This window comes from Cellulosimicrobium sp. NPDC055967 (genome assembly GCF_042269845.1).
In the GTDB taxonomy this organism is placed as follows: Bacteria; Actinomycetota; Actinomycetes; order Actinomycetales; family Cellulomonadaceae; genus Cellulosimicrobium.
In genome coordinates this window covers 480,987-506,581 of the sequence record NZ_JBHJYJ010000001.1, presented here as the reverse complement: position 1 = coordinate 506,581, position 25,595 = coordinate 480,987, and the positions used below count along the sequence as shown (strand labels likewise).

Annotated in this window: 23 protein-coding genes and 3 tRNA genes; 14 read left to right on the top strand and 12 right to left on the bottom strand. The window is 73.9% G+C overall.

Features of this window, described 5'->3' with window-relative positions; translation table 11 throughout:
* Positions 1–221 precede the first annotated feature (221 nt).
* Positions 222–4,982, top strand: coding sequence for an ExeM/NucH family extracellular endonuclease (locus ACFC2L_RS02135; protein ID WP_375822575.1), 4,761 nt, complete (start codon positions 222–224; stop codon positions 4,980–4,982).
* Positions 4,983–5,158: 176 nt separating this feature from the next.
* Positions 5,159–5,662 (top strand): hypothetical protein, encoded by a 504-nt coding sequence (locus ACFC2L_RS02130; protein WP_375822574.1) that lies wholly within the window; start codon positions 5,159–5,161, stop codon positions 5,660–5,662.
* Between the two features lie 87 nt (positions 5,663–5,749).
* On the opposite strand, the gene ACFC2L_RS02125 is transcribed toward ACFC2L_RS02130, so the two are convergent.
* The 5 genes from ACFC2L_RS02125 to ACFC2L_RS02105 form a co-directional block, all read right to left on the bottom strand.
* Complete coding sequence (locus ACFC2L_RS02125; protein WP_375822573.1) at positions 5,750–7,132, bottom strand: hypothetical protein; 1,383 nt, start codon at positions 7,130–7,132, stop codon at positions 5,750–5,752.
* Between the two features lie 68 nt (positions 7,133–7,200).
* Entirely contained in the window at positions 7,201–8,256 is a 1,056-nt protein-coding gene (locus ACFC2L_RS02120; RefSeq protein WP_375822572.1) for a sulfate/molybdate ABC transporter ATP-binding protein, read from the bottom strand.
* On the bottom strand, positions 8,253–9,128 hold the full coding sequence (locus ACFC2L_RS02115; protein WP_375822571.1) for a sulfate ABC transporter permease: 876 nt from the start codon (positions 9,126–9,128) through the stop codon (positions 8,253–8,255). Before ACFC2L_RS02115 ends, ACFC2L_RS02120 begins: the two co-directional genes overlap by 4 nt.
* On the bottom strand, positions 9,121–10,020 hold the full coding sequence (gene cysT / locus ACFC2L_RS02110; RefSeq protein ID WP_375822570.1) for a sulfate ABC transporter permease subunit CysT: 900 nt from the start codon (positions 10,018–10,020) through the stop codon (positions 9,121–9,123). Before cysT ends, ACFC2L_RS02115 begins: the two co-directional genes overlap by 8 nt.
* A 3-nt stretch (positions 10,021–10,023) precedes the next feature.
* Positions 10,024–11,082 (bottom strand): sulfate ABC transporter substrate-binding protein, encoded by a 1,059-nt coding sequence (locus tag ACFC2L_RS02105; RefSeq protein ID WP_375822569.1) that lies wholly within the window; start codon positions 11,080–11,082, stop codon positions 10,024–10,026.
* 319 nt (positions 11,083–11,401) lie between these two features.
* Between ACFC2L_RS02105 and purF the strand changes: the two genes are divergently transcribed.
* Both purF and purM read left to right on the top strand, forming a co-directional pair.
* Complete coding sequence (gene purF, locus ACFC2L_RS02100) at positions 11,402–12,949, top strand: amidophosphoribosyltransferase (protein WP_375822568.1); 1,548 nt, start codon at positions 11,402–11,404, stop codon at positions 12,947–12,949.
* Between the two features lie 76 nt (positions 12,950–13,025).
* Positions 13,026–14,159, top strand: coding sequence for a phosphoribosylformylglycinamidine cyclo-ligase (purM, locus tag ACFC2L_RS02095; RefSeq protein ID WP_375822567.1), 1,134 nt, complete (start codon positions 13,026–13,028; stop codon positions 14,157–14,159).
* Positions 14,160–14,396: 237 nt separating this feature from the next.
* Here purM and ACFC2L_RS02090 read toward each other — a convergent pair whose 3' ends face one another.
* On the bottom strand, positions 14,397–14,606 hold the full coding sequence (locus tag ACFC2L_RS02090; RefSeq protein ID WP_047231363.1) for a DUF3073 domain-containing protein: 210 nt from the start codon (positions 14,604–14,606) through the stop codon (positions 14,397–14,399).
* Positions 14,607–15,014: 408 nt separating this feature from the next.
* On the opposite strand from ACFC2L_RS02090, the gene ACFC2L_RS02085 reads away from it, so the two are divergent.
* A complete protein-coding gene (locus tag ACFC2L_RS02085; protein ID WP_024839011.1) occupies positions 15,015–15,227 on the top strand; it encodes a BldC family transcriptional regulator in 213 nt (70 codons plus the stop codon).
* 88 nt (positions 15,228–15,315) lie between these two features.
* Here the strand turns inward: ACFC2L_RS02085 and ACFC2L_RS02080 are convergent, their stop codons facing one another.
* The 5 genes from ACFC2L_RS02080 to ACFC2L_RS02060 all read right to left on the bottom strand — a co-directional run bounded on the left by ACFC2L_RS02080 (position 15,316) and on the right by ACFC2L_RS02060 (position 16,633).
* Positions 15,316–15,624, bottom strand: coding sequence for a DUF3618 domain-containing protein (locus tag ACFC2L_RS02080; RefSeq protein ID WP_375822566.1), 309 nt, complete (start codon positions 15,622–15,624; stop codon positions 15,316–15,318).
* On the bottom strand, positions 15,621–16,043 hold the full coding sequence (locus tag ACFC2L_RS02075; RefSeq protein WP_375822565.1) for a phage holin family protein: 423 nt from the start codon (positions 16,041–16,043) through the stop codon (positions 15,621–15,623). The genes ACFC2L_RS02080 and ACFC2L_RS02075 overlap by 4 nt, the downstream gene beginning before the upstream one ends.
* A 157-nt stretch (positions 16,044–16,200) precedes the next feature.
* Positions 16,201–16,273: transfer RNA gene (locus ACFC2L_RS02070), tRNA-Phe, on the bottom strand.
* A 50-nt stretch (positions 16,274–16,323) separates the two neighbouring features.
* Positions 16,324–16,397, bottom strand: a tRNA-Asp gene (locus ACFC2L_RS02065).
* 163 nt (positions 16,398–16,560) lie between these two features.
* Positions 16,561–16,633 (bottom strand) — tRNA-Glu (locus ACFC2L_RS02060).
* 138 nt (positions 16,634–16,771) lie between these two features.
* On the opposite strand from ACFC2L_RS02060, the gene ACFC2L_RS02055 reads away from it, so the two are divergent.
* The 9 genes from ACFC2L_RS02055 (at position 16,772) to ACFC2L_RS02015 (ending at position 23,784) form a co-directional block, all read left to right on the top strand.
* Positions 16,772–17,116 carry a metallopeptidase family protein gene (locus ACFC2L_RS02055; RefSeq protein ID WP_375822767.1) on the top strand — a complete coding sequence of 115 codons (345 nt, stop codon included), beginning with the start codon at positions 16,772–16,774 and terminating at the stop codon, positions 17,114–17,116.
* Positions 17,117–17,156: 40 nt separating this feature from the next.
* Entirely contained in the window at positions 17,157–17,474 is a 318-nt protein-coding gene (locus tag ACFC2L_RS02050; protein WP_204539642.1) for a metalloregulator ArsR/SmtB family transcription factor, read from the top strand.
* Positions 17,475–17,566: 92 nt separating this feature from the next.
* Positions 17,567–18,490, top strand: coding sequence for a cation diffusion facilitator family transporter (locus tag ACFC2L_RS02045; RefSeq protein WP_375822564.1), 924 nt, complete (start codon positions 17,567–17,569; stop codon positions 18,488–18,490).
* A 45-nt stretch (positions 18,491–18,535) separates the two neighbouring features.
* A complete protein-coding gene (gene galE, locus ACFC2L_RS02040) occupies positions 18,536–19,555 on the top strand; it encodes a UDP-glucose 4-epimerase GalE (RefSeq protein WP_375822563.1) in 1,020 nt (339 codons plus the stop codon).
* Between the two features lie 87 nt (positions 19,556–19,642).
* Entirely contained in the window at positions 19,643–20,557 is a 915-nt protein-coding gene (locus tag ACFC2L_RS02035) for a phytoene/squalene synthase family protein (RefSeq protein ID WP_375822562.1), read from the top strand.
* Positions 20,554–22,230 (top strand): phytoene desaturase family protein, encoded by a 1,677-nt coding sequence (gene crtI / locus ACFC2L_RS02030; RefSeq protein ID WP_375822561.1) that lies wholly within the window; start codon positions 20,554–20,556, stop codon positions 22,228–22,230. The genes ACFC2L_RS02035 and crtI overlap by 4 nt, the downstream gene beginning before the upstream one ends.
* On the top strand, positions 22,227–22,568 hold the full coding sequence (locus tag ACFC2L_RS02025; protein ID WP_375822560.1) for a lycopene cyclase domain-containing protein: 342 nt from the start codon (positions 22,227–22,229) through the stop codon (positions 22,566–22,568). The genes crtI and ACFC2L_RS02025 overlap by 4 nt, the downstream gene beginning before the upstream one ends.
* The gene (locus ACFC2L_RS02020) at positions 22,565–22,918 is read left to right on the top strand and encodes a lycopene cyclase domain-containing protein (protein ID WP_375822559.1); all 354 of its coding nucleotides are present in this window, start codon (positions 22,565–22,567) and stop codon (positions 22,916–22,918) included. The genes ACFC2L_RS02025 and ACFC2L_RS02020 overlap by 4 nt, the downstream gene beginning before the upstream one ends.
* Complete coding sequence (locus ACFC2L_RS02015; protein ID WP_375822558.1) at positions 22,915–23,784, top strand: prenyltransferase; 870 nt, start codon at positions 22,915–22,917, stop codon at positions 23,782–23,784. The genes ACFC2L_RS02020 and ACFC2L_RS02015 overlap by 4 nt, the downstream gene beginning before the upstream one ends.
* 68 nt (positions 23,785–23,852) lie before the next feature.
* Here the strand turns inward: ACFC2L_RS02015 and ACFC2L_RS02010 are convergent, their stop codons facing one another.
* Positions 23,853–25,289, bottom strand: coding sequence for a D-alanyl-D-alanine carboxypeptidase family protein (locus ACFC2L_RS02010; RefSeq protein WP_375822557.1), 1,437 nt, complete (start codon positions 25,287–25,289; stop codon positions 23,853–23,855).
* Between the last annotated feature and the right edge of the window lie 306 nt (positions 25,290–25,595).

Here is a 25,595-nt window from a genome sequence, read left to right as displayed (position 1 = left end):
GGCTAGCGTCCGATGATGACCGGCCGCCGTCCGTGCGGGCGCTCGCGGCACGACGACGTGCGGCGACGTTCTCGCGGCGGTGACGTGGCAGCAACCGCCCGTTCATCGAGGTGGGGTGCGATGTCCTGCGGAGGCAGGGCGTCGACCCGTCCCGAGTCGTGGACTCGATCGATGGACGCGCGACTGCTGCCCGGCCGTCCGCACGAGATGAAGGAGTCAGCGTGACCGACCACCAGCACCTGCGGCGACGGAGGGTGGTGGCGGGCACCTTGACCGTGGCGCTCGCCGTGCCGATCTCCGTCGCGGCGGCCACCGCCGCGAGCGCGGCGCCCGACGGGTCGGGCCTCGTCATCAACGAGGCCTACCTGAGCGGGGGCAGCGCCAACGCCCCCTACACCCACAAGTTCGTCGAGCTGTACAACCCCACGCAGGCGGCGATCGACCTCTCCGGCATGTCGCTCCAGTACCGCTCGGCGACGGGGACGGGCGCCTTCACCGGCGTCACGCCGCTGACCGGCACCGTCGCGCCCGGAGGCTACTTCCTCGTGCAGGGCGGCTCCAACGGCTCGAACGGCGCGGAGCTGCCGACGCCGGACGCGACCGGAGGCCTCAACCCGTCGGGCACGACGGGCACCCTCGCGCTCGTGCGCTCCACGTCGGCGGTCACGCTGCCCGCGGGGAACGCCGCGGGTGCCGCGAACGTCGTGGACCTCGTCGGGTACGGGACGTCGAACACGTTCGAGACCGCCGTGAGCCCCGCGCCGTCGGCCAACAACGTGCCGGCGTCGATCAACCGCACGGGCTTCGCGGACACGGACGACAACAGCAAGGACTTCTCGCTCTCCAGCACCGTCACCCCGCAGAACAGCGGCGACGACGGCGGTGGCCCCGGCCCCGAGCCGGGCGAGGTCGTCCCGATCGCGGAGATCCAGGGCACCGGTGCGGCGAGCCCGCTCGTCGGCCAGACCGTCACGACGCGCGGCGTCGTCACCGCCACCTACCCCACGGGCGGCTACGACGGCTTCTACCTGCAGACCGAGGGCACGGGCGGCGACCTCGACGCCTCGCACGCGGCGTCGGACGCGATCTTCGTCTACTCCAAGGCCGGTGCCGCGGCCGTGCAGGTCGGCGACCACGTCGAGGTCACGGGCGCGGTCTCCGAGTACTTCACGCTGACCCAGATCACTCCTGCCGCGGGCGGCTGGACGGTCCTGGACGAGGCGGCCGAGGCGGTCAAGCCCGCGAACGTCGCGTTCCCCGCGACCGACGCCGCGCGCGAGGTGCTCGAGGGCATGCTCGTGCAGCCCGCGGGCGACTACGTCGTCGCGGACAACTACGACACGAACTTCTACGGCTCGTTCCTGCTCGCCGCGGGCACGGACCCGTTCGTCCAGCCGACGTCGGCCGGGCGTCCGGGCAGCGCGGAGGCCGCCGCCGCGGTCACGGACCGCGCGGCACGGGCGGTCGTGCTCGACGACGGCGCGACGACGAACTTCAACAACACGGCGAACAAGGGCATCCCGCTCCCGTACCTCACGGGCGGGGCGCCGGCGCGCGTCGGGGCGGGCGTGTCCTTCACGACGCCCGTCATCCTCGACTACCGGTTCGACGCGTGGACGTTCCAGCCGCTGACGCAGCTCACCGCCGGTGACGGCGGGAACGCCGCCACGGTGCAGCCGGCCACGTTCGCGAACACGCGCGAGGACGCCCCGGCCGAGGTCGGGGGCGACCTGTCGGTCGCGACGTTCAACGTGCTCAACTACTTCACGACGACAGGCGACCAGCTCACGGGCTGCACCTACTACACGGACCGTGCCGGCAACCCCATCACGGTCAACCGTGGCTGCGACGCCCGGGGCGCGGCGAACGCCGAGAACCTCGAGCGCCAGGAGACCAAGATCGTCGCGGCGATCGACGCGCTCGACGCCGACGTCGTCGCGCTCATGGAGATCGAGAACTCGACGCCGTTCGGCAAGGACCGCGACCAGGCGCTCTCCGACCTCGTCGACGCGCTCAACGAGTCCGCGGGCGGAGACGAGTGGGCGTTCGTCCCGTCGCCGGCCGCGCTGCCGGACGACGAGGACGTGATCCGGCTCGCGTACATCTACCAGGTGGACGCGGCCGAGCCGGTCGGGGACTCGCGGATCCTGCTCGACGACGCGGCGTTCGTCAACGCGCGCGAGCCGCTCGCGCAGGTGTTCCAGCCGGTCGGCGGGATCAGCGAGGGTGACGACGCGGCGAGCGACGACGTGCTCGTCGTCGCGAACCACTTCAAGTCGAAGGGCTCCGGCACTCCCGTGCTGCCCGGCGACGAGGACTCGGGCGACGGCCAGGGCGCGTTCAACGCGTCGCGCGTCGCGCAGGCGACGGCGCTCGTCGGCTTCGCGGAGGACGTCGCGGCGGACGCGGGCACGGACAAGATCCTGCTCGCGGGCGACTTCAACTCGTACTCGCAGGAGGACCCGCTCGAGGTGCTCAAGGAGGCGGGATACACCGACCTCGGCGAGACGACGGGCGAGCACACCTACCTGTTCGACGGGTACGTCGGGTCGCTCGACCACGTGTTCGCCTCGGCCGGCGCGGCGAGCGCCGTCACCGGCACCGACGTGTGGAACATCAACTCCGTCGAGCCCATCGCCAACGAGTACAGCCGGTACAACTACAACGCGTCGATCCTCTACGACACGACGCCGTTCCGGTCGTCCGACCACGACCCGGTGCTCGTCGGCCTCCAGCTCGGTGACACCGGGCCCGGGACCACGCAGCTCGACCTGCTGGCGATCAACGACTTCCACGGTCGCATCGACGCCAACACCGTGAAGTTCGCGGGCACGATCGAGCAGCTGCGCGCGGCGAACCCCGACGGGACGGCGTTCGTCTCCGCGGGCGACAACATCGGCGCCTCCCTGTTCGCGTCGGCGCTCCAGGAGGACCAGCCGACGATCGACGTGCTCAACGCGCTCGACCTCGCGACGTCCGCCGTCGGGAACCACGAGTTCGACCAGGGCTTCGCGGACCTCACGGGCCGCGTCGCAGACGAGGCCGACTGGAACTACCTCGGCGCGAACGTCTACGACAAGGGCACGACGAACCCGGCGCTGCCGGAGTACCAGGTGGTCGAGATCGACGGCCTGGACGTCGGCTTCGTGGGCGTCGTCACCGAGGAGACCCCGACGCTCGTCACGCCGTCCGGCATCGCGGACCTCGACTTCGGGGACCCGGTCGAGGCGCTCAACCGCGTCACCGCCCAGCTCCAGGACGGCGACACGGCGAACGGCGAGGCGGACGTCGTCGTCGCCCTCGTCCACGAGGGTGCCGGTGCGGGCACGCCCGACGGCGCGACGCTCGAGGAGGAGGTCGCCGCGGGCGGCGCCTTCGCGGACATCGTCAACGAGACCGACGCGCGCGTCGCAGCGATCTTCACGGGCCACACGCACAAGCAGTACGCGTGGGACGCCCCGGTCCCCGGGGTCGAGGGCAAGACCCGCCCGATCGTCCAGACCGGCAGCTACGGCGAGTTCATCGGGCACGTGTCGCTCACCGTGGACACCGAGACCCACGAGGTCACGGCGTACACGGCCGAGAACGTCGCGCGCACGACGACGGACGACGCGACGCTCGTCGCGACGTACCCGCGCGTCGCGGAGGTCAAGACGATCGTCGACGCGGCGCTCCAGCAGGCCGACGTCATCGGCGCCCAGCCGGTGGGCGAGGTCACGGCGGACATCACGACCGCGTTCGCCGGCGGCTCCTACACGGGCCCCGGCGGCACGTACGTCGGGTCCGGACCGAACCAGACCTCCGGCCGTGACGACCGCGGGTCCGAGTCGACCCTCGGCAACCTCGTCGCCGACTCGCTGCTCGCCACGCTCGCCGACCCGGCGCGCGGCGGTGCGGACATCGGCGTCGTCAACCCGGGCGGGCTCCGCAACGAGCTCTTCCACAACGGCGACGGCGTCATCACCTACGCCGAGGCCAACGCGGTGCTGCCGTTCGTCAACAACCTGTGGACCGTGACCCTCACGGGCGAGCAGGTCGTCGAGATGCTCGAGCAGCAGTGGCAGACGAACCCGGACGGCACGCGCCCGTCGCGTCCGTACCTCGCCCTGGGGCTCTCGGACAACGTGTCGTGGACGGCGAGCACCGCCGACCCGAACGCGGCGCCGGGGAGCAACGTCTCGTCGGTGACGATCGACGGTGAGCCGATCGACCTCGCGGGGGAGTACCGCGTGGCGACGTTCTCGTTCCTCGCCACCGGCGGCGACAACTTCCGTGTGTTCACCGAGGGCACGGACCCGCGCGACTCCGGTCTGGTCGACCGGGACGCGTGGATCGCGTACCTGCAGCAGAGCTCGCCGGTGTCGCCGTCGTTCGACCGCTCGCGCGTCGTGGTCGACGGTCTCCCCGGCCCGGTGGCCGCGGGCTCCGCGGTGAGCGTCGGGCTCTCGGGCCTGAACCTCACGTCGCTCGGGTCGCCGGCGAACACCTCGGTGGACGGTTACCTCGTCGCCGGGGACGCCACGTTCGACCCGGCGAACCCGGGCACCCCGGCGGGCACCGCCACGGTGACGGACGGGGCGGCGACGCTGACGGCGACGGTCCCGGCCGACGCCGCGGCGGGCGACTACGACCTGTGGGTCGTGGCGTCGCCGAGCGGCACGACCGCCCGGATCCCGGTCACGGTCGAGGCCGCGGCCCCGACCGTGGTGCTCGAGAACGTCGAGGCCTCTGCCCGCTGCATGGGCAAGTTCGTCCACGTCGCGGTCCGGGCGACCAACGGCGAGGACGTCCCGGTCGAGGTCGTCGTCGAGACGCCCTACGGCTCCAAGCGGTTCCCGAACCTCCAGCCGGGCAAGAACGCGTACCAGTCGTTCAACACCCGGGCCACGTCGGTCGAGGGCGGGACGGTGACCTTCACCGCCACGCTCGACGGCGTGACGCAGGAGTACGAGGTCCCGTTCGAGGGCCAGACCTGCGGCTGACGGTTCGCTGACGCCGTGCGGCGCCGCCGACGAGGCGGCGCCGCGTCCCGCGACCCGGGTCCCGTCCGACGGGCCCGGGTCGCGGTGCGTCCGGGCCCGACGGGTGCGACGTCCCGAGCCCGAACCCCCGCCCAGGGCGCGCGGAGCTCTCAGCAAGCGCGGGTAGGGTCGTGGTCGTGAGCTCCGAGCAGTCCCCCGTTCCCGACGCCGACGCCCCCGACGGGTCGGCCGTGCCCGACTCTGCGCGTGGCACGGCGTCCGACGCAGCGCCCGACACCGAGCGTGACTCCGAGCCCGACGCGGCGCCGTCGACGCCCCGCGCGTCCGCCGGTGCCGAGGACGCCGTGCCCGCGGGCACGGCCGGGGCGGGCCGCGCCGAGCGCGAGGCAGGGGAGGAGACCGAGGCGTCGCACGAGGTCGAGATCGAGACCGTCGTGGACCCGACGACCGTCCGCCGCGCACCGCGCTACGGGGCGTTCTTCACCGTCGGCGTGGTGCTGGGCGCCGTGCTCGGCCTCGGGATCGGCGGCGCCTGGCTGCAGTCGCCCGCCGCCGCGCCGGTCTTCAAGCCGGGCGTGTACTTCACCGTCATCGTCGTCACGTGCGCCGCGCTCGGCGCGGCCGTCGCGGGCCTGTGGGCGGTCCTCGCGGACCGGCGGAGCCTGCGCGGACGCCGCTGACCCGACCCGGTCACCCGGTGCCGGTGCACCGGTGCGGTGCCGAGCGCCAGGTGCTGGGTGCCGGGCGCTGGGTGCTGGGTGCGAGCGTCAGCCGGGCCCGTCGTCGCCCACGTGCCAGCGCTCGCGCACGAGGGTGCGGTGGCGTGCCGACCGGGTCGTGCCGACCACCACGACGCACAGCGCCGCGAGGGTCAGGACGACCAGGGCCGCCGTCGTGGCGGTGAACGGCACCCCCTCGACGAGGAGCCCCACGCCACCGCCCGCCAGACCGGCGAGGACGGACGGCGCGAGCAGCCCGGAGCCCGCAAGGAGCGCCAGGGCGAGCGTCGTGGAGGCCGACCAGGGCGACAGGAGCTCCCGGACGACGTCGTCGGCGGGCGGCGCGGACGGCTCGGGGGAGCGCAGGAGCGCGAGCCCCGCGCGACGGCGCCGTCCCTGCCGCGACACCGGGAGCAGGAGCCACGTCGTGCCGAGGAGCAGCGCCGTCCCGACCAGCGCACCGCCCACGCCGACGAGGACGTCGATCGACACCTCGCCCACCGGCCCGTAGTACCGGTCCGGACCGAACTTGCGCGGATGCCGCATCCACAGGCCGACCAGGAACAGGACGACGCCGACCAGGCCGGCGCCGCCCAGGACGGCGGCCGCCCGGTCGTCCCGGCGCGCGCGCCGGCCGTCGCGCGGAGCGGGGGCTGACGGGCCGAGCGCGGCGCGCCGACGGCGCTCGGCACCCTCGGCGAGGCGCACCTCGTTCGGCCCCCACGTCGTGCGCACGGCGTCCTGCCAGGCGGTCCAGCGCACGCGCAGCCCCCGCAGGAGCAGCAGCCCGGTCGCGGCCACGCACCCGACGACCGCGGAGACCGCGAGGATGGGCGTGCGCTCGACGTCGTCACGGTCCATCGCGAGGAGCCCGACCGCCCCGGCGAGGAGCGCCAGCACGAGGAGCGTCCACGCGAGCCCGGCGAGCGCCCCCGGCGGGCTCGACCCGGCGACGCGCCGCCGCACCGAGTGCGGGGGGACGTCGGTGCGGGGGCGACCCTCGCCCAGCAGGGCGCGGGCGACGGCGAGCGTCGCCCCGGCGTGCGCCGGCACGAACGCCAGCACGGCGAGCACGAGGGTCAGGACCCACCAGCCGATCGTCGAGCGCAGGACCTCGTCGGCCTCGTGCCGCCCGCCCGTGACGAGCTCACCCCCGACGAGCCCGAGCCCGAGCAGCACGAGGAAGCCGAGGACCGTGCCGGTGAGGAACGCCCCGCACGCCGCCGCGATCCCGTCGAGCCGGGCCGGGCCGGCGGCGGCCCGGACCTCCACGAACCGGTAGGCCGCCCGGTCGCGGCGGTGCCGCGGCCGGTCGCCGCGGTCCCGGCCCGCGCGGTCCCGGCCTGCGCGGTCCTGGTCGCCGCGGTCCCGGTCGCCACGGTCCCCGTCGTCGCCGTCCCGGGCGGAGCGGTCGACGCGGGAGGGAGCCACGCGGGCAGGATAGCGAGCGGCTCTCGGCTCGTGGGCAGGCGGGCAGGTGGCGTCGGGTCGGTGCCCGGTCAGCCGGGGACCGGCGCGCCGACGGGTCGGGGAGCGGCGGACGTCGGCGCGCCCTCGGCCGGGGCGAGCCGCACGGCGACGCCCGGCACGAGACCCAGCGTCCGCGCCTCGGCCCGGGTCACGACGACGGACACCACCTCGTCCGCGGTGGCGACCTCGGCACGCACCTCGAAGCCCACGCGCGTCGTGCGGGTCACGACACCCGGCACCGAGCGGCCCGGGCGCGACGGCGCTGCATCGTCGGGGACGCCGTCGGTGGTGTCGTCGCCGGTGCGGTCTGGGGCGCCGTCGCGCAGCACCTCGACGTGGACGTCGTGGGGGCGCACGAGGACGCCGCCGAGCCGGGTCACCGGGCCGAGGAAGCCCATGACGAAGTCGTTCGCGGGGCGGTCGTAGAGGTCGTCCGGCGTGCCGACCTGCTCGATGCGGCCCTCGTTGACGACGACGATCTCGTCCGCGACCTCCAGCGCCTCCTCCTGGTCGTGCGTGACGAACACCGTGGTCACGGGGACCTCGTCGTGCAGGCGGCGCAGCCAGTCGCGCAGCTCCTTGCGGACCTTGGCGTCGAGCGCGCCGAACGGCTCGTCGAGCAGCAGGACGCTCGGCCGGATCGCGAGGGCGCGCGCGAGCGCCATGCGCTGGCGCTGGCCTCCGGAGAGCTGCGACGGCAGCCGGTGCGCGAAGCTCTCGAGGTGCACGAGGCGCAGCAGCTCGTCGACGCGTTCGGCGATCTCGGCCTTCGGCGTGCGCCGGATCTCGAGCCCGAACGCGACGTTCCGCGCGACGCTCAGGTGCTTGAACGCCGCGTAGTGCTGGAAGACGAAGCCCACGTTGCGGCGTCGGGCCGGCAGGTTCGTCGCGTCGCGGCCCTCGATCTCGATCTCGCCGGAGTCGGGCACCTCGAGCCCGGCGACGACGCGCAGGAGCGTCGACTTGCCGCCCCCGCTCGGGCCGAGCAGCGCGGTGAGGCGGCCGGTCGGGACGGACACGGAGACGTCGTCGAGCGCGACGAAGTCGCCGAAGGTCTTGCGGACGTTGCGGATCTCGATGCTCATGCGTCGGCCTCCGTGAGTGCGGCGGGGCGGTCAGAGGTGCGGTCGGGGGCGCGGACTGCGGACCTGGCGGTCGGCGGGTCGTCGGAGCGGAGGAAGGTGACCGCGACGATGCACGCGACGGACACGGACGCGAGGAGGAACGCGATCGCGTAGGCCGTGCCCTGCTCGAAGTCCTGGTAGCGCTGCTCGACGAGGAGCGTGGACGTCTGGGTGCGGCCCTCGAAGTTGCCGGACACCACCTTGACGGCGCCGAACTCGCCGAGCGCCCGGGCGAGCGTGAGCACGACGCCGTAGACGACCGCCCACCTGGTGGCGGGCAGGGTGATGCGCCGGAAGGTCTGGAACCAGCTCGCCCCGAGGCTCGTCGCGGCGAGCTCCTCGTCGGTGCCGAGCTCGGTGAGGACGGGCACGACCTCGCGGATCACGAGCGGGAGGCACACGAACGCCGTCGCGAGGACGATGCCCGGCGGCGCGAAGATCACCTGGAACCCGGCGTCCTCGAGCGCGCCGCCGAACCAGCCGTTCTTGCCGTACACGAGGACGAGCGAGAGCCCGACGACGATCGGCGAGACCGAGAGCGGGAGGTCGAGCAGGGCGTTGAGGAGCGCCTTGCCCGGGAAGTCGTACCGCACGATGAGCATCGAGATCCCGACGCCGAAGACCGTGTTGATGAGCACGACCTGCACCGCGACGGCGGCGGTGAGCTGGAGGGCGAAGACGACGGACGGGTCGGACAGGGCCCGCTGGAACGTCTCGAGCCCGTCCGCGAACGCGCCACGCACCACGAGCGAGACCGGCCAGCCCACGAGCAGCACGAGGTAGACGACCACGACGGCGCGCAGCGTGCGGCGCACCCAGGGGGAGCTATCCACAGCGGGCCACCCTGCGCTGGAGGAGCTGGATCGTCGCGATGACGAGCAGCGAGACGAGGAGGAGCACCGAGGCGACGGCCGCGGCCTGCTCGGGCTGCCCGTTCTCCAGGTAGGCCAGGATCCGCACGGAGCCGACCTCGGTGCGCATCGGCAGGTTGCCGGAGAGGAGGACGAGCGCGCCGTACTCGCTGATCGCGCGCGCGAACGACAGCGCCGCGCCCGCGGTGATCGCGGGCGCGAGCGCGGGGAGGACCACGCGGCGGAACGTCATGGACCGCGTCGCGCCGAGGGACGCGGCGGCCTCCTCGACGTCGCGGTCGAGCTCGGCGAGCACGGGCTGCACGCTGCGGACCACGAAGGGGAGGGTGACGAAGAGGAACGCGAGGAAGACGGCGGCGCGCGTGTTCGCGACGTCGATCCCGAGCGGTCCCGACGGCCCGTACAGCGCGAGCAGCACGAGGCCGGCGACGATCGTCGGGAGCGCGAACGGGATGTCGATGAGCACCTCGAGGAGCCGCTTGCCAGGGAACCGGTCGCGCACCAGGACCCACGCGATGAGCGTGCCCATGACGACGTTCACGGCGGTCACGGCGAGCGCCTGCGTGACCGTGAGGGTGAGCGCCGCCGCCGTCTGCGGCTGGGTGATCGCGGCGACGAACGCGGGCCACCCGCCGGCGGACGTCTCGACGAGCACCGCGATCAGCGGCACGAGGGCGAGCGCCGAGAACCACACGAGCGCGACGCCGAGGCCGAGCCCCGAGGCCGCGGTCAGGCGGTAGGGGCCGTTGGGCGCTCGGCGTGCCCGGCGGACCCGGCGCGGCCGCGACGCGGCCGGAGCCGGGCGACGCTCGCGCGCCGCCCGGCCCGGTCGTTCAGCGAGGGTCGTGGTCACGGGTCACTGCTTCCCGGTCTCGGCCTGGATCTTCGTCACGAGGCCCTCGTCACCGAAGAACTTGTCGTTCGTGGCCGACCAGCCGCCGAAGTCGTCGGCGATGGTGAGGAGCGTCGGGACGGCCGGGAACGGGTCGCTCGGGTCGTTCGCGCCCTCGACCTCGAAGTCGACGTCCCCGGTCAGGGGGCGGAAGCCCACGTGCGCGAACGCCTCCTGGCCCTCGGGCGTGAGCACGAAGTCGAGGTAGCTCTGCGCCTTGGGGTCGGCGTCGACCGTCACCGCGGCCGGGTTCTCGATGAGGAGCGTCTGGTCGGGGACGACGTAGTCGAACGTCTCGCCGTTCTGCCGCGCGAGGATCGCCTCGTTCTCGTAGGAGAGGAGGACGTCGCCGGTCCCGGACGTGAAGGCGGTCGTCGCGTCGCGGCCGCTGCCCGGGAGCGCGACGGCGTTGGTGAAGAACTTCCGCAGGTACTCGGTCGCGTCCTCCTCCGAGCCGCCGTTCGCGATGACGCTGCCCCAGCCGGCGAGGATGTTCCAGCGGGCCGAGCCGGACGAGCCGGGGTTGGGGGTGACGATCTCGACGCCGGGCTGGACGATGTCCTCCCAGCCCTGGATGTTCTTCGGGTTGCCCTCGCGCACCACGAGCACGACGACGGACTGGCTGACGATGCCCTGGTGATCGCCCGCGTTCCAGTCCTCGGCGACGAGGCCGGCGTCGACGAGGCGCGTGACGTCGCCCTCGAGCGAGAAGTGCACGTAGTCGGCCGCCAGGCCGTCGGCGACGGCGCGGCTCTGGTCGCCGGAGGCGCCGTACGACGTCTCCCAGGTGACGCCCTGGCCGTCCTCGGTCTCGCCCCACAGCTCCTGTGCGGCGTCGTTGCCCGCCTTCGGGACGGCGAAGCCGACGAGGGAGAGCGTCGTGGGCTCGACGTCGGAGCTCCCGTCGCCGCTCGCGTCGCCGCCGCCCGACCCGTCGACGGCGGTCGGCGCGCAGGCGGTGAGGACCAGGGCGGTGGCTGCCGCGGCAGCCGCGAGGGTGATCGTCGTCCGGAGGCGTCGCATGGTGTCGTCCTTCGTCGGGGTCCCGGGAGACCGGGAGCGGGTGGTCGAGCGGGGGTGGAGCAGGGGGTGGAGCGTGAGGTCGATCAGGTGATCGAGCCGCGGGCCGGGGCAGCCAGCGTGATACTGGACTGCCGCGGTCGAATAAGTCGAGATTCAAGCGTGGCGTTCCCACCCAGCGGAACCCCTGCCCGACAGGTGGGACGACGTAACGCCACCGTGAACGACGGCCCGTGCGTCGCCGCGGGGCGTGCGCCGCCCCGGTCGTCCGCATGACCTCGCGCTTCGGTCCGGACGCGTCCGCTGTGGGACACTGAGGTACGTGGCCCCCCGCGGAGATGGACTTCTCAACCACGACCTCATGCCCGGCGAGAAAGGTCCCCAGGACGCCTGCGGCGTCTTCGGTGTCTGGGCGCCCGGCGAAGAGGTCGCCAAGCTCGCCTACTTCGGGCTGTACGCGCTGCAGCACCGAGGCCAGGAGTCGGCCGGCATCGCCACCAGCAACGGTGAGCAGATCCTGGTCTACAAGGACATGGGACTCGTCTCCCAGGTGTTCGACGAGACGGCCCTCAACGCCCTGACGGGGCACATCGCCGTCGGGCACTGCCGGTACTCGACCACCGGCGGCGTGACGTGGGAGAACGCGCAGCCGACGCTCGGCGCCACCGCGTCCGGGACCGTCGCGCTCGGGCACAACGGCAACCTCACCAACTCGGCCGAGCTCGTGAACCTGGTGGCCGAGCGGTACGGGAACCAGCGCCGCGGCGAGCTCGCGCGCGGCAACACCACGGACACCGCGCTCGTCACCGCGCTCTTCGCGGGCGACGCCGACCACACGCTCGAGGCCACCGCGCTCGAGGTCCTTCCCCGCCTGCGCGGCGCGTTCTCCCTCGTCTTCATGGACGAGCGCACCCTCTACGCCGCGCGCGACCCGCAGGGCGTGCGCCCGCTCGTCCTCGGCCGGCTCGAGCGCGGCTGGGTCGTGGCGAGCGAGACGCCGGCGCTCGACATCGTGGGCGCGTCGTTCGTGCGCGAGGTCGAGCCGGGCGAGCTCATCGCGATCGACGCCGACGGCCTGCGCTCGCAACGCTTCGCGCCCGCCGAGCGCGCCGGCTGCGTCTTCGAGTACGTCTACCTCGCGCGCCCCGACACGTCGATCAACGGCCGTTCCGTGCACGCCGCCCGTGTCGAGATGGGCCGACAGCTCGCGCGCGAGCACTCCGTCGACGCCGACCTCGTCATCCCCGTCCCCGAGTCCGGCACGCCCGCCGCGGTGGGCTACGCCGCCGAGTCGGGCATCCCGTTCGGGCAGGGGCTGACCAAGAACGCCTACGTGGGGCGCACGTTCATCCAGCCGTCGGACACGCTGCGCCAGCTCGGGATCCGGCTCAAGCTCAACCCGCTGCGCGACGTCATCCGGGGCAAGCGCCTCGTCGTCGTGGACGACTCGATCGTGCGCGGCAACACGCAGCGCGCGCTCATCCGCATGCTGCGCGAGGCCGGGGCGGCCGAGGTGCACGTGCGCATCAGCTCCCCGCCCGTGAAGTGGCCGTGCTTCTACGGCATCGACTTCGCGTCGCGCGCCGAGCTCATCGCCAACGGCCTCTCGCCCGACGAGGTGGGGAAGTCGCTCGGCGCGGACAGTCTGGGCTACATCTCGACCGAGGGCATGATCTCGGCGACCGAGCAGCCGTCGTCGCAGCTCTGCACCGCGTGCTTCACCGGGAGATACCCCATCGAGCTGCCGCCGGACGACCAGCTCGGCAAGCACCTCCTCGAGCAGGCCGAGCTCCCGCTCGGCGCGCCCGAGGACGGGCTGCGCAGCCTGTCGGTGACCGCCGGCGGGTCCGGCGCGCTCCAGCACCCGTGAGCTCAGCCCCGCATCCGACCCGAGACCACCAGCACCACCGGCGCGTGCGCCGCGAGACCTCCTTGGAGCCGACACCGTGACTGCCGACTCGCCCCAGACGGGCCTCACCTACGCCGCCGCGGGCGTCGACACCGAGGCCGGTGACAAGGCCGTCGAGCTCATGAAGGACGCCGTGCGGCGCACCCACGGGCCGCAGGTCCTCGGTGGCGTCGGCGGCTTCGCGGGGCTCTACGACTTCTCCGAGGTCGCGACCTACCGCCGCCCCCTGCTCGCGACGTCGACCGACGGCGTCGGCACCAAGGTCGCGATCGCCCAGGCGCTCGACGTCCACGACACGATCGGGTTCGACCTCGTCGGCATGGTCGTGGACGACATCGTCGTGGTGGGCGCCAAGCCCCTGTTCATGACGGACTACATCGCGTGCGGAAAGGTCGTGCCCGAGCGCATCGCGGGCATCGTCCGCGGCATCGCGGCGGCGTGCGAGGTCGCGGGCACCGCGCTCGTGGGCGGCGAGACCGCGGAGCACCCGGGCCTGCTCGGGGCGGACGAGTACGACGTCGCCGGCGCGGCGACGGGCGTCGTCGAGGCCGACGGGCTGCTCGGCCCCGAGCGGGTGCGCGAGGGCGACGTGCTCGTCGCCATGGCCTCGTCGGGCCTGCACTCGAACGGGTACTCGCTCGTGCGCGCCGTGCTCAAGCACGCGGGCTGGGGCCTGGAGCGGCACGTCGACGAGCTCGGGCGCACGGTCGGCGAGGAGCTCCTGGAGCCCACGCGCGTGTACGCGAGCGACTGCCTCGCGCTGGCCGCCGACGACGCCGCGCAGGTCCACGCGTTCACGCACGTCACGGGCGGGGGGCTCGCCGCGAACCTCGCGCGCGTCCTGCCCGCCGGGCTCGTCGGGGTCGTGGACCGCGCGAGCTGGGACGTCCCGCCCGTCTTCCGCCTCGTGCGCGAGCTGGGCGGCGTGCCGCGCGGCGACCTCGAGAACACGCTCAACCTCGGCGTCGGCATGGTCGCGGTGGTTGGCGCGGACGGCGTCGACGCCGCGCTCGCCCGCTGCGCCGCGCTCGGCGTGCCCGCGTGGGTGCTCGGCACGGTCGAGGCCTTCGACCCGGCGGCGGCCTCCGACGTCGCGGACGGCGACCTCGTCGCCGGCACCAAGGGCGTCCAGGCGGGCGCCGTGCGTCTCGTCGGCGACTACCGCGCCTGATTTCTCCGTGGTCCCCGGGCGGGTCCGGCACGTGCCGACCCGCTCGGGGGCGGCTCCCGCTGCCCCGGGACGACGACGTCGGGCGACGAGGACGTCAGAGCGCGCCAGACCGACTACGCGTGGGTACGGATCGCTGACGACGACCGCGCCGTCGCCTGCGGTGGGCAGACGACGGCGCAGTCGTGGTCGAGATGCTTCCGCGCGAGAGGTGGCGGAGAGAAAGGTGGTCGACGACCGTCAGCGGTCGTCGGACCAGTCGTTGTAGCGCTGGTCGTAGCGCTCGAGGTCGTCCGACGACTCGGCGCCGAAGCGCGAGTCCGTCACGACATCCGTGTGGCTGTGACCGGTGAGCTCTTGCTCGAGCGCACTGTAGTTCGTCTCGGGGCTGTAGTACTTCAGCGCGCGAGCGACCTTGGTCTGCTTTGCCTTCTGACGGCCGCGGCCCATGGCTCCGACCCCCTCAACGTAGAAGCGGGGCGGCTACGTGCTCAGACGTGCGGCCCCGGGGTGTAGTTTCGTCTGTTCAGGGTCCAACGGTACATGCTCAGGGCCTATTCCATCCACTCAGAAGACCGTGACGGGCCGCGGACGTGCCTACCGTCACACAGTCTCCACGAGCGGAGGAGCGGGCCCGCGTCGTAGGAGGCGCGGCCGTCTGGCCGAGGACCGCGCCCCGCACGGCTCGTAAGCCGCACGAGCGCCTATCCGGCCGTTCCGACCATAGAGCGCCTAATTCACCCGTCCGTCAAGTCGCCCGAAATCCGCATGCTGCGACAATGGAGGGTACTGGCGTCGTGCTGTCGTCGTGATCCGGGGTATCTGCCGGACCAGCGCGTACCAGGAGGAGGTGTCGTGATGTCCATGCACGGAGAGTCCGAGGTTCTGCTCACGCCCGCCGAGGTCGCCAGCCTGTTCCGCGTCGATCCCAAGACGGTCACCCGGTGGGCGAAGGCGGGCAAGCTCTCGTCGATCCGCACGCTCGGGGGGCACCGCCGCTACCGCGAGTCCGAGGTCCGGGCGCTGCTCGGCGCCGCCAGCGAGCCGGCGGAGGGCACCGACAAGTCCTGAGCCGTCCTCGCGCCGAGCCGCCGGCACGGCCGGCGCGACGGACACGGCACCTGCGGCGGCTCGGCCAGAGGGGTGTGCGGGAGGCGCTCTAGGAGCGCCGCCGCAGGACCGCCGCAGCGATCAGCGCGGCACCCGCGACGACGGCACCCAGCAGCAGCTTGACGTTGCGCGAGCGGTCGGGGTCCTCCTCCGGCAGCCCGCCGCCCGTGAGGAACGCTCCCGTGTCCGAGGCCGCCTGCTTCGCCTGCTGCGCCGCAGCCTTCGCCTGGACGCGCGGGTCCAGGCGCGTCGTGAGCTCGTCGATCGTCCCTGCGAGCTCGGCGCGCGTGCGCGCGATCTCGTCCTCGAGCTGGGACTGGGACAGCGGGGGCACCTCGGCCCCGTCGGTTCCGCTCACGGGCGCAGTCCTTCCTTGATGGTCGCGACGTCTTCCTTGATGCTGTCGACCGCCCCGGTCGGGGTCGGGGGGACGCCGCGCTGGAGCTGCTTGACGCCGACGAACGCGAGCGTACCGGCGACGAGCACCAGCACCAGGCCGACGATCAGTGCGGCGAGCCACAGCGGCATCACGGTCGCGAGCCCCTCCATGGCGGAGTGGAAGAGGAAGCCCAGCCCGTAGAGGACGAGCACCCCGCCCACGACGAGCAGGCCGATGCCGATGCCGGCGTGCTTGGCCTTCGTCGTCAGCTCGGCCTTCGCGAGCGCGATCTCGGACCGGACGAGGCGGGTAGCCTGCTCGGACAGCCGCTCGACGAGCTGCCCGACCGTCGGCTTCTGCTCCTCGGGCGGGATGCGCCCGTCGATCCAGTCGCTCATCTCTCCGCCTTTCCGCAGGTGACCCCACCACTCAACCGGCACCCGGGGCCGTGCGCAACTTCCCGCGGGCCGGTCCGGGCGCGGAGGGGGAGCCGTGCGACGTCGTCGCGGGGATGCAGAAGACCCCCGCCCGGATCCCGGGTGGGGGTCTCTTCGGTGGCTCCGACCGGCGTCGATCCGGTGACCTTTCGATTTTCAGTCGAACGCTCTACCAACTGAGCTACAGAGCCATGGGGGAAGAGCCCGGCCGGCCGATGCCGACCGGGCTCTTCGCCTCACGCGACCCTGACGGGACTTGAACCCGCGACCTCCGCCGTGACAGGGCGGCGCGCTAACCAACTGCGCTACAGGGCCTTGCTGTTCTTCGCGAGACACACCTTAACACCAGGGGACCCGGTGATTTTCACCAGTGAACCTGGTGGTGTGGTGGCCCGCTTTCGAACCGAGAGGATCGTACCGTACCGATGAGCCGATCCGTAAATCCGCTGGTGGTCACCGGTCCCGGTGCGATCTCGCGTACCCCCAACGGGATTCGAACCCGTGCTACCGCCGTGAAAGGGCGGGGTCCTAGGCCGCTAGACGATGGGGGCTCAGGAACGTGCGCCAGTGTACAGCGGCGGGACCGCGACCTCCTGGTCGACCGCTCGGCCGGGTCTGCCCGCGGACGGTGCCGCGGGACGGTGCCGCGGACGATGCCGCCGGCAGGGGAGGATGGTCGCGTGGTGGAGATGACGCGGGCCGAGTTCGAGGACGCCGTGCGCGACGGGCTGGACCTCGTCCCGGCGGACCTGGCGGCGCAGATGGACAACGTGGTGGTGCTCGTCGAGGACGACGCGCCCGCCGACGACCCCGACCTCCTCGGTCTCTACGAGGGGGTGCCGCTCACGGAGCGCGACCACATGTGGGCGGCGGGGGCGCTGCCCGACCGCATCACGATCTTCCGCAACCCCACCCTCGCGATCTGCGAGACGCGCGAGGACGTGGTCGAGGAGGTCGCGGTCACGGTCGTCCACGAGATCGCGCACCACTTCGGCATCGACGACGACCGTCTGCACGAGCTCGGCTGGGACTGAGGTCGCGCGGCGTGCGGACGCCGATCGCTACCATCGGGTGGTGACGACGAGCGCCGCGAGCGACCCCCGGCACGACGGCGCGCACGACCACGAGGCGGTCGCGCGACTGCTCCATGCGCTCGCGGACCCGAGCCGGCTGGCCATCGTCCACCTGCTCACCGGCGCGGAGCGGCGTGTCGTCGACCTCACGCGCGAGCTGGGGCTCGCGCAGTCCACGGTCTCCGCGCACCTGACCACCCTGCGCGACGTCGGGGTCGTGGCGGTCCGCCGCGAGGGGCGCTCGTCCTGGTACCGGCTCGTGCGGCCCGAGGTGGCGCACCTGCTCGCCGACGCGGAGCACGTCGCGCTCGCTCCCTGACCCCGCGCGGTGACGCGCCTCACGGCGCAGCAGGCCTGGTATTCATCGCCGAATACCGATATCATCGGTATTCGGCGATGAATGGAGGGTTCATGGGAGCCGGACACGACCACGGCGCGGGGGGTGCCACGCCAGACCACCGCGCGCGGCTCGCGGTCGCCTTCGGGATCACCGCGACGATCCTCGTCGCGCAGGCCGTCGGCGCGGTCCTCACGGGGAGCCTCGCGCTCCTCACGGACACGGCGCACATGCTCACCGACGCGACGGGGCTGGCCGTGGCGCTCGTCGCGGCGTCGCTCGTGCTGCGGCCCGCGACCAAGCGCCGCACGTGGGGCTTCCGCCGCGTCGAGGTGCTCGCGGCCCTCGCGCAGGCGGCGCTCCTCCTCGCGGTCGGCGCGTACGCCGTCGTCGAGGGCGTCCGGCGGCTGTTCTCGCCGCCGGAGGTGCCCTCGTCCGAGCTGCTGGTCTTCGGGATCGTCGGCCTCGTCGGCAACGTCGTCGCGATCGCCGTCCTCGCGTCCGGGCGCCGCGCGAACCTCAACCTGCGCGCGGCGTTCCTGGAGGTCGTCAACGACGCCCTGGGGTCGGTCGGGGTGATCGTGGCCGCCGTCGTCATCGCGACGACCGGCTACCAGCAGGCCGACGCGATCGCCGGCCTGTTCATCGCGCTCCTCATCGTCCCGCGCGCCTTCCGCCTCCTGCGCGAGGCGACCGCCGTCCTCATGGAGTTCACCCCGGAGGGGCTGGACCTCGACGACGTCCGGGCGCACATCCTCTCGCTCGACCACGTCGAGGACGTGCACGACCTCCACGCGTCGACCGTCGCGACGGGTCTGCCGACCATCTCCGCGCACGTCGTCGTCGACGCCGCGTGCTTCCGCGACGGGCACGCGCTCGAGATCACGGAGCGCGTCCGTGCGTGCGTCGCGCACCACTTCCCGGTCTCCGTCGAGCACTCGACCTTCCAGCTCGAGACGGCGGCCCTGCGCGACCGCGAGGCCCACGACCACGCGTAGGAGCGCGCGGCGGGGGAGCGGGGCGGCCCCACTAGGGTGGGTGCCATGACGATCCTCGTGACCGGCGGAGCCGGGTACATCGGCGCGCACGTGGTGCGCCTCCTGCAGGAGCGCGGCGAGAAGGTGGTCGTGGTCGACGACCTCAGCACCGGTCGCGCGGACCGCGTCGGCGACGCGACGCTCGTCGAGGTCGACGTCGCGTCCCCGGAGGCCGTGGACGTGCTGACGCGTGCCCTCACCGAGCACGACGTCCGCGCGGTGGTCCACTTCGCGGCGCGCAAGCAGGTCGGCGAGTCGGTCGAGAAGCCGGCCTGGTACTACCAGCAGAACGTCGGCGGGTTCACGAACCTCGTCACGGCGATGCAGGCGGCCGGCGTCGACCGCCTCGTGTTCTCGTCCTCCGCGGCGACCTACGGGATGCCGTCGGTCTCGCTCGTCGAGGAGAAGCTGCACGCCGAGCCGATCAACCCCTACGGCGAGACCAAGCTCGTCGGCGAGTGGCTGGGCCGCGCGGCCGGTCGCGCGTGGGGCCTGCGGTTCGTCGCGCTGCGCTACTTCAACGTGGCCGGCGCGGGCTGGCCGGACCTCGGCGACCCCGCTGTGCTGAACCTCGTGCCCATGGTGCTCGACCGTCTGGAGCGCGGCGAGCAGCCCAAGATCTTCGGCGACGACTACCCGACGCCGGACGGCACGTGCATCCGTGACTACATCCACGTCCTGGACCTCGCGCACGCGCACCTCGCGGCGCTCGGGTACCTCGACGTCGAGGAGCGCCCCTTCGACGTGTTCAACGTCGGGACGGGGCAGGGGTCGTCGGTGCGCGAGGTGATCGACGAGATCGGGCGCGTGAGCGGGCTCGACGTCACGCCGGAGGTCCTGCCGCGGCGCGCGGGCGACCCGCCGCAGCTCGTCGGCGACCCGCGCAGGATCAACGAGCTCTTCGGCTGGACGGCGACGAACGGGCTGCCCGAGATCATCTCGTCGGCGTGGGAGGCCTGGCAGGCGGGCCCGCGGCGGATCGAGGTCGCGGCGGCCGGCGGGGCGGAGGGCGCCCCCGAGGTGTGAGTCCGCCCATCTCGTGCGACCCTGGATTCCTCAGCATGCTGAGGAATGACCGGGGAGGTGCCCCGGCGACGGGAGACGGGACCACCTGTGCGCGACGAGAGCGACCCGGCACGGCTGTACGACCTGACCGCCGCGCGCACGAGCCGGGTCGTGCTCGCGTCCTACTCGACCTCGTTCGGGCTGGGCGCGCGCCTGCTCGACGCGCCGACGCGTGACGGGATCGACGCCATCTACGGCCTCGTGCGCATCGCCGACGAGGTCGTGGACACGCGCCGCGGCGACGGCGCGGCGGACCTCCTCGACGAGCTGGAGGCCGAGGTGACGCGCGCGCTCGACCGCGGGTGGTCGACCAACCTCGTCGTGCACTCCTTCGCGCTGACCGCCCGCCGGTGCGGCGTCGGCCACGACGAGGTCGACCCCTTCTTCGCGTCGATGCGCACGGACCTCACGGTGCGCGTGCACGACCGCGAGAGCTACGAGCGGTACGTGTACGGCTCGGCGGAGGTCGTCGGCCTCATGTGCCTCGCGGTCTTCCTCAACGCGCGCCGTCGCCCCGGGGAGCCCCTGCGGGTCGCCGACCCGGTCCTCGTCCGCGGGGCGCGCGCGCTCGGCGCCGCGTTCCAGAAGATCAACTTCCTCCGCGACCTGCGCACCGACCACGACGAGCTCGGACGTGCCTACCTGCCCGGCGTCGTCCCGGGCCGCCTGCGCCGTCGCGACGTCGAGGCCTTCTGCCGGGAGGTCGAGGAGGACCTCGCGGCGGCGCGCGCGGCGCTGCCGGGCCTCCCGGTGCGCCCCCGCGTCGCGGTCGCCGCGACGGTCGCCGTGTACGAGCGGCTGCTCGCCCGGCTCGCGGCGACGCCGCCCGAGGACATCCTGCGGGCCCGCGTGCGCGTCCCCGACCCCGTGAAGGTCGCGCTCGCCGCCCGCGCCGCGGGTGGTCAGCTCCTCGGGCAGATGGCGTCGGGCCGACCCGCGCGTCCGCGGAAGGTGCTCGCGTGAGGGCACCGCGCGTCGTCGTCGTCGGGGGCGGGATCTCGGGGCTCGCCACCGCGGCGCTCCTGGCGCGCGGGGGCGCGGCCGTCACGCTGCTGGAGCGTCACGCGGACCTGGGCGGCCGGGCGGGCACGCTCGAGCTGGACGGGTTCCGCTTCGACACCGGGCCGTCCTGGTACTTCATGCCGGAGGTGGTCGAGCACTTCTTCGCGCTCCTGGGCGCGCGCGTCGACGACCACCTCGACCTCGTGCCGCTCGACCCGGCCTACCGCGTGTTCTTCGAGCCCGACGGCCCGGGGGGTGCGGCGTCCACGTTCGAGCTCTCCGCGAGCCCGGGCGTGAACCGCGCCCGGTTCGACGCGATCGAGCCCGGTGCCGGGAACCGCATGGCGGCGTACGCGGCCGACGCGAGCGAGGCGTACGGCCTCGCGCTCGACCACTTCCTCTACACCACGTTCGAGCGGCCCGACCGCGCGCTCGCCCCGGAGGTGCTGCGTCGTCTCCCGCGCCTCGCCGCGCTGCTGCGCGAGCCGCTCGCCGACCGGGCCGCGCGCGCCGTGGAGGACCCTCGGCTGCGCCAGCTCCTGGGCTACCACGCCGTCTTCCTGGGGTCCTCGCCCTACCGCGCGCCCGCGCTGTACTCCCTCATGAGCCACCTCGACCTCGTCGACGGCGTGCGGTACCCGCGCGGCGGGATGCACACGCTGATCGAGGCCGTGGTGCGGCTCGCGCGCGCGGAGGGCGTCGAGCTCCGGACCGGTGCGGACGTCGCCGGGATCGAGGTGGTCCCCGGTGCCCGACGCCGCGGGCGCGTCACGGGCGTCCGCCTCGCCTCGGGCGAGCTCGTCGAGGCGGACCTCGTCGTGTCGGCCGCCGACCGGCACCACACGGAGACCGCGCTCCTCGAGCCGCGGTGGGCAGACCTGCCCGCCGCGTCGTGGGAGGGCAAGGGACCGGGGATCTCGGCGCTGCTCGTGCTCGCCGGGGTACGGGGCGAGCTGCCCGAGCTCGCGCACCACTCCCTCTTCTTCACGCGCGACTGGCCCGCGAACTTCGACGCCGTGCTCGGCACCGACCGGCGCAGCGACCCCGCGGGGCTGCGCGTCCCCGACCCCGCGTCCCTCTACGTGTCGCGCACCTCCGCGACCGACGGGCCGTCGTCGGGCGCGCCCGCGGCGCCACCGGGGCACGAGAACCTCTTCCTCCTCGTCCCGTTCCCCGCCGACCCGACGCTCGGCGCGGACGCCGCGTCGCGTCGCACGCTCGACGCGCTCGCGGACCGCTACCTCGCCCAGGTGGGCCGGTGGGCGGGCGTCGCGGACCTCCCAGGCCGGGTCGTCACGCGGCGCGTGCTCGGGCCCGCCCACTTCGCGGCCGAGCTCTCGTCCTGGCGCGGCGGCGCCCTCGGCATGGAGCACACGCTCCGACAGTCCGCCCTGTGGCGGCCCGGTACCGCGTCCCGCCGTGTCGACGGGCTCTACCACGCCGGAGGTGGCACGATCCCGGGCGTGGGACTGCCGATGTGCCTCATCAGCGCCGAGCTCGTCGCGAAGCGCCTGCTCGGCGAGACGTCGGCGCGCCCGCTGCCGACGCCGCTGCGCCCTGGCTACCTCGCGGCGAGCCGACGGCCCGAGCGGGTCCGGCCGTCAGGTGCGCGACCGGTCGAGGTCCGCCGGTGACGGGTCTGGTCTACCTCGGGGCGCTCGCGGTCTCGCTCGGTGGCCTCGCCGTGCTCGACCGGCGCTTCCGCCTCGCGTTCTGGGCGGACCCGCGCCGCGCCGCGCTCACGGTGGGGCTCGGCGTCGTGGGGTTCCTCCTCTGGGACGCCGCGGGGCTCGTGCTCGGCATCTTCGCGCGCGGGGAGAGCCCGTGGATGACCGGGCTCCTGCTCGCGCCCGACCTCCCCGTCGAGGAGGCGGTCTTCCTGACGCTGCTGTGCTACACCGCGCTGCTGGTCTGGCGCGGCGCCGAGCGCGTGCTCGCCGCGCGACGGAGCCGGGCGGAGGGCGACGCGTGACGAACCTCGTGCTCAACGTCATCGTCCTGACGGCGCTCATCGTCGTGTCGTGGCGCGTGCTGCGGCGCCTGCGGCCCCGCCCGCTCGTGGTGACGGCCGTCGTGCTGTGCGTGCTCACGCTCGTGTTCGACACGCTCATGATCGCGGCCGACCTCTACGTCTACGACCCGGGCAAGATCCTCGGCGTCTACCTCTGGGGCGCACCGCTCGAGGACTTCGCCTACGCGCTCGCCGCCGCGCTGGCCATGCCGGTGCTGTGGACGGCGCTCGGGACGCGCGGGCGCGCGACCGGCGACCGCGCCGTGGGCGGTCGGGCCGCCGACGGGCGACCGGACGAGGGCGCCCGGTGAAGGACGTGCTCGCCGCGTCGCGGCCCTTCTCGTGGATCAACACCGCCTACCCGTTCACCGCGGGCTACCTCGTCGCGACGGAGGGCCGGGTCGACCTCGCGCTCGTCGTCGGGACCCTGTACTTCCTGGTGCCCTACAACCTGCTCATGTACGGCGTGAACGACGTCTTCGACTACGCGAGCGACCTGCGCAACCCGCGCAAGGGCGGGATCGAGGGCGCGCTCGCCGACCCGGCGACCGCGCGTGCCACGCACCGCCGCATCCTGCGCGCGTGCGTCGCGACGAACGTCCCGTTCCTCGTCGCCCTGCTGCTCCTCGGCGACCCGCTCGCCGGGCTGGTCCTCGCGCTCGTCGTGCTCGGCGTGGTGGCGTACTCCGCGCCGGGCCTGCGGTTCAAGGAGCGCCCGTTCCTCGACTCGTTCACGTCGGCGATGCACTTCGCCGGGCCGCTGCTGTACGCGCTCGTCCTCGTGGGCGCGGACCTGTCGGCGCGCTCGGTGTGGCCCGTGCTCGTGGGCTTCGTCCTGTGGGGGATGGCGTCGCACGCGTTCGGCGCCGTGCAGGACGTCCGGGCGGACCGGGAGGGCGGCATCGCGTCCGTCGCGACGGCGGTCGGGGCGCACGCGACCGTGCTCGGCGCGGCCGTGGCGTACGTCGCCGCGGCCGCCGTCCTCGCGGTCGTGCCGTGGCCCGGCGTCCTCGCCGCGCTCCTGCCGCTCCCGTACGCCGCCAACGTGCTGCGGTTCCGCGACGTGCGCGACGACGACTGCGAGCGCGCGAACGCCGGGTGGCGCACGTTCCTGTGGCTCAACCTCGTCACGGGCTTCCTCGTGACGATGCTGCTCGTCGCGACCGCGCTCGCCTGACGGGACGACGACGGCCCCGGTCCGCGAGGTCGTCGCGGCGCCGGGGCCGTGGTCGGGGGAGCGGAACCTCAGGAGAGGTCGCCGTACTCCCAGTGCCAGGGCTCGTTCTTCGAGCCGCCGGCGCGGGCCCACTCGGGGTTGTCCCAGCCGTAGGCCGGCGCGTTGGCGCGCATCCACTCGTACTGCGCGGTGCCGTACCCCTGGATGCCGCCGCCGAGGTCGAGCGCGAGCGCCCAGCCGTGGTTCGACATGCCGGGGGGCGCGGCGAAGTAGCCGCGCGACGCCTTGACCGCGACCTGCGACGCGTAGGAGCGGTAGGAGTCCGTCACCGAGAGGTTCACGCCGAACGTCTCGACGAACTTCTGGTTGAGCGCCTCGATCTGGTGGGCGGCGTCGCAGCGGAGCTGCTCGCCCGGCGCGAACGACAGGTCGCACAGGGCGCTCGCGGGGATCTGCCCGTTGCCGAAGCCCGCGGTGGAGGCGGCCCACTGGTCGAGCTGGGCAGCGATCTCCTCGGCCGACGGCGGACCGGGCACCACCTGGACGGTCACGCCCGAGCCGGCCGCGTCGAGCAGCGTGGAGAGCTCGGCCGTCAGCGCGGCGATCTCCTCGGTGGAGCCCGCGGGCACGGGCGCCTCGGCGGCGTCGGCCGTGGCGTCCGGCGCCGTCCCGGTCGTGAGGTCGGGCGACGCGGTCGCCGACTCGGCGGCCGCCGCGTCCTCCTCGGGGGACTCGGTCGAGGCGTCGGCGCTCGCGGCGGCGTCGGCCGCCTCGCCGGACGTCTCTCCTGACTGCTCGGCCAGGTCGGGCACGGTCGGATCGAGCGTCGGGAAGGCCGTGAGGTCGTCGAGGGACGTGCGCGCCGAGGACCGGCTCGCACGGTCCGAGCCGCGCTCGACGAGGCCGGGCACGCTCGCGTCGAGGGTGTCGGCCGCGGTCAGCAGCACATCGCCCTCGGTGTCGTCCGCGGCGTCGTCCTCGGCGGCGCTGCCGGCCCCCGTGTCGCCCGCGGCGGCGGCGAGGCCGGAGCCGACCAGCGCGGGCAGGCCGGCGAACGCGGCCGCGCCGCCGGTCGAGGACGCGGTGACGGCCGTGCTGAGCCGGGCGCGCGCGTCCTCGATCTGGGCGATCTGCTCGGGGGTGAGCCCGGCGGCGCCCTCCCCGGTGAGGAACTGGGCACGCACGAGGGCGTCGCTCGCGGCGTCGACGGTGGCGGGGTCGGCCGCGGCCGCCCCCAGGGCCGTGGCTGCCGTGCCGGCAGCGGTGGTGACGGACGGCGTCGTGGCCTGCGCGGCGGACGCGGACGCGGTCGACGACGACGCGGGACCGTCGGCGAAGGCGGCCGCGGCGGTGCTCGCGGTGAGCGCGACGGCCGCCACGGCGGCACCGGTCCCGAGGGTGCGGCGACGGCCGGGCACGACCCGGGCGGCGCCGTGCGCGCCGCGGCGCGCGGCGGAGGCGAGGGCTGCGGGGAGCGAGGCCCGGCTCGCGGTGTGGCGGCCCATCTAGCGCGCCTCGCCGGGAGCGGCGGGGCGCGCGCCGGTGGTGCTGGTCGTGTGCGGTGCGGTCTTGTGGTGCTGTGCAGTGGTCAAGCGAACGATCCGATCATCGGGCCGTGGTCGCGGGCGGTCGAACGCGGAAGCGCTCCCATCCCTGGTGCACCTGCGCAGGACGGAGCGCTGGGTGACCACGACGGCGTGCGGTCGGGGCGGGGCGCGTGCGCCCTCTCACCACGACGCCGGCTGGTCTGGTCGCAGGGTGGACCACGGAGACCGGTCGGCTGTTCCATCTTCAACTAGACGTGCGTCCAG